The sequence below is a fragment of the Paraburkholderia sp. SIMBA_030 genome, assembly GCF_046535245.1.
GTDB lineage: Bacteria > Pseudomonadota > Gammaproteobacteria > Burkholderiales > Burkholderiaceae > Paraburkholderia.
The window spans coordinates 1-270 of sequence record NZ_JAWRXB010000571.1; the positions used below are offsets into that span (position 1 = coordinate 1).

Here is a 270-nt window from a genome sequence, read left to right on the forward strand (position 1 = left end):
GTCTTGCACAGCGAGATCGGCGCGCCGATTTCCTCGCAGACCGCGTGCGCAAGCTCGCCGAGCCGCTCGCGATAGCAGGCCGCGATGCGTTCGAGCAATTCGATATGCGCTTCGCGCGAGCTTTCCGACCACGCGGGAAACGCGGCGCGCGCAGCGGCGACGGCGTGATCCGCGTCGTGCGCAGAGCCGAGCGTGAGCTTGCCGATCGTCGTTTCCAGCGACGGACTGACGATCTCCATCAGCTTGCCGCCTTCAGTTGGCTCGACCCAG

1 protein-coding gene is annotated in these 270 nt (G+C 66.7%); it reads right to left on the bottom strand.

Annotated features, from left to right (window positions below):
* A partial coding sequence (locus tag SB772_RS41245) for an aldehyde dehydrogenase family protein (protein ID WP_410838681.1) occupies nucleotides 1-270 on the bottom strand: 270 nt, incomplete at both ends.